General features: G+C 55.8%; 1 pseudogene. It reads left to right on the top strand.

The window, feature by feature from the left end:
• Positions 1-784 precede the first annotated feature (784 nt).
• A pseudogene (locus tag AC4MRV_RS21650) lies at positions 785-3,437 on the top strand (hypothetical protein); the annotation flags it as partial.

The following is a 3,437-nucleotide window of genomic DNA, read 5'->3' as shown; positions in this document are numbered from 1 at the left end:
ACCACCGGATCTCCCGCTAAATTTGGTATACGCTTTCACAGACGGTGGCTGCTCCGATTTTGTCTGACTAGAGCAAACAATTGCGCACTCTAACCGCTCGCGCATTGACACCTCCCTGCTCTCTGATTTGCCCCGCGCATTCATCAGGCAAGGAATCGCCTTATCAAAGTCACGCTCCCCACCTTCCGAAAGCGACAATTTGCCCCTGAGGCAGATGGCGATTCGACAGGCGTCGTTCTAGATTCGAGATCAATCCCGAAAAAATTCGAAACTTGTCCATGAAACGAAAACAATTAGCGCCTTCGATCTGTCTCGCGCAGATCACAGCACATGGGCCTCCCGAACCCGATCAATTGGTTCACATCTGGAAACGACAGAACCTCAAAACCATGACGCAAGGGAAACCCTAGGCAATAAGGGCGCAAGTATGGCGTCGCCCGGCACTGCTTTGCCGTACTACCCGCCCAATTTAGGCCTCAAACAGGAAACAATCCAAATAATACCCCTACAAACATTAACCAAAACTTAACGCTTAATCCTGCCGCAATCGCACCGCTTTTCGTCAAATTGTGCAGGTTTTTGTTTCTTCCTTGCCTCGATTGCATCATATTTGGAGTAAGTCCAACTGGGGGACGAGTTCTGGCCTGGGGCAGCCAAACGATACGTAGAGGGCATTTAGCGATGCCGTGCAATTCACGCCAAATGGCGCAGAGGCACCTTTTCTGTTAGGTGTGGACTGCCCTCTGGCGATCCGCGCGGCTTACGCGGTGGAAAAGAGGGTACCATGGCTGATCCAAACGGTCCGGGAATTGTAGACGGCACACAAACTGACGACGATATGTCCGTAGGATTCGTCGACACAGAAGGCGATACAATCGACAATAACGGCAACGTCATCAGTGCCCAAGACGGCGACGATGCAATCGTCGCTGGTGCCGGAGACGACACCATTTTTGCGGGCAACGGCGACGACACGGTCCACGCGGGTGCAGGCAATGATGAAGTCTACGGTGACGAAGTTGGCACGCAAGACGGCACCGATGAACCAGGTGATGACGTTCTTGCCGGAGAAGGCGGAAGCGATACCATCGATGGGATGGACGGCAATGACACCATCTATGGTGGCTACGAGCCCGGCTCCACACCGACTCCGACACCTGCTGGTATCCAAAGCTTCAATTGGAGCGAAGTTGGCAGCCCGGCAGACGGTGATGACCTCGCATCGTCCTTTGTGCAGAACACCGGTTCCGTTTCCGTAACCCTTACCTCTTCTGCCGGCTCGGGTGGGTCCAACACCTTTGAAGACGAGACGCAGGTTCTGGACGGCATCAACACCGGCGACGAAACCGGCGATGCCAACAGCGCCGCGCGTATCGCCACTGGCACAGGACAGAATGCGACAACATCTCAAACGCTCGCGTTCTCCGAAGCGGTTGAAAACGTTCAGTTCCGCATCAACGACATCGATGAAAACTCTGTGGTTAAGGTGCTGGCTTGGGACGCCCAAGGCAATCCTGTCGAAGTCACCTTCACAGCAGAAGACCTAACAAACCTGCACTTAGTGGATATTGACGGTGTTCCGGGCAACGAAGCGGCCATCTCCGACGGCAGCACTCCGGGTGATTCCACCACCGCCGCGAACTCGGTTTTGGTTACAGTTCCCGGACCAGTTGCCGAAATGGAAATTCGTTTGGTCAACCTCGGCGAAGAGCCTGCGGACGTGACAGTGTCCGACATCTTCTTTGAAGGTGGCCCGAGCGTCATCGAAGAGGACGGTGATGACGTGCTCACCGGTGGAGAGGGTGACGACCTAATCTATGGACAGGAGGGCGACGATCTCCTTACCGGCGGAGAAGGCATGGATACTCTGATGAGTGGCGACGATGCCGACACCATCCAAGGAGCGACCCACCTTGACTTCGTTTATGGTGGCGAAGGCGGCGATGATGATGACACGCTCGATCTTCGGGGTATGGGTCCAGTTTCAATCGTCTACACCGATCCCGAAAGCGAAGAAGGTGTTGTCGTTATTCGGGAAACCGGCGAAGCAATTGCCTTCACCGAGATCGAAAACATCCTATTTGATGAACAAGTTGCGCCAGACGGCATCGTACAGGGCACCTCGGACGGCGATGTGATCGACATCAACTACGACGGCGACCCGAATGGCGATTTTGTCGACAACGACGACGCCATCCTGCCAGGCCAAGAAGGTAACGACGACATTATTATCGCTGGCGAAGGCGACGATACAGTCATTGCCGCCCTGGATGACGACCTCGTTTTTGCCGGTGACGGCGACGACATTGTCGACAGTAGCTTTGGCTCAGACACCCTTTTTGGCCAAGATGGTGACGACTACCTCGACGGTCGGGAAGATGACGACTACCTGCGTGGCGGCGACGGCAACGACACCATTTTCGGTGGCGATGGAAATGACCTCGCTGGTGGCGACGATGGAGACGACTTCATTGCAACAGGCAGCGGCGACGATACCGCTTCTGGCAATGAAGGTGACGACTACATCGACGCCTTTACCGGAAACGACGAAGTGTCCGGTGACGCTGGCAACGACACACTGCTCGGCAATGACGGCGATGACACTGTATCTGGTGGTGAAGGCAATGACATTCTGGTCGGCGGTGCGGGCGATGACCGCCTATTTGCAGGCAACGGGGATGACACCATCTTCGCAGGCGGCGGCAGTGACTACGCCGAAGGCGGCGCCGGTGACGACCGTTTGGTTTCTGCTGGCGGCGATACAATGCTGGGTGGTGATGACCGTGACACCTTCTACGGTGCGGCCGGGGACGAAATCATCGGGGGTGAAGGCGGCGTTGACGAAGATACGTTAATCATCAACGGCCCTGCTGAAATCGAGTACGTCGGCGGGGATCCTGCGTCCGAAGCTGGCACGATCTTCTATCTCGACGGTGGAGGCAACCGGACTGGCGAAACTCTGGTATTCTCGGAAATTGAAACCGTTGTCATTCGCGAACTGTCAGGCGACGGCGTCGTTGAAGGCACTGCCTCCGGCGAATTGATCGACGGTTCCTACATCGGTGACCCCGAAGGTGACTTGGTCGACAACTTCGATGGGTTTGACAACATCACGAGAACAGACCTGTTCTCCGAAACACCTAACAGCTTCGTAGAGTCGCCCGGTGGCCCCTTCACCAACAGCCAAGATGACGCCATTCTTGCCGGCGGTGGCGACGACACCGTTATTGGTGGGGTTGGCGACGATGTTATCTTTGGTGGCGAAGGTGATGATGTCCTTGAGGGTGGTTTTGGCCGCGATGACCTCATCGGGGGCGCTGGCAACGACCTCATGACCAACACTGCCGGTGTTTCGCGCATGTTCGGCGGGGAAGGCGACGACACTTTTGTAGGGGGAATCCAGTCCGATCTCATGTACGGCGGAGTCGGTAACGACT

Source organism: Vibrio sp. (genome assembly GCF_984391705.1).
Note: the sequence above shows the minus strand (reverse complement) of the source record. Positions and strands in the feature narration are given on the sequence as shown.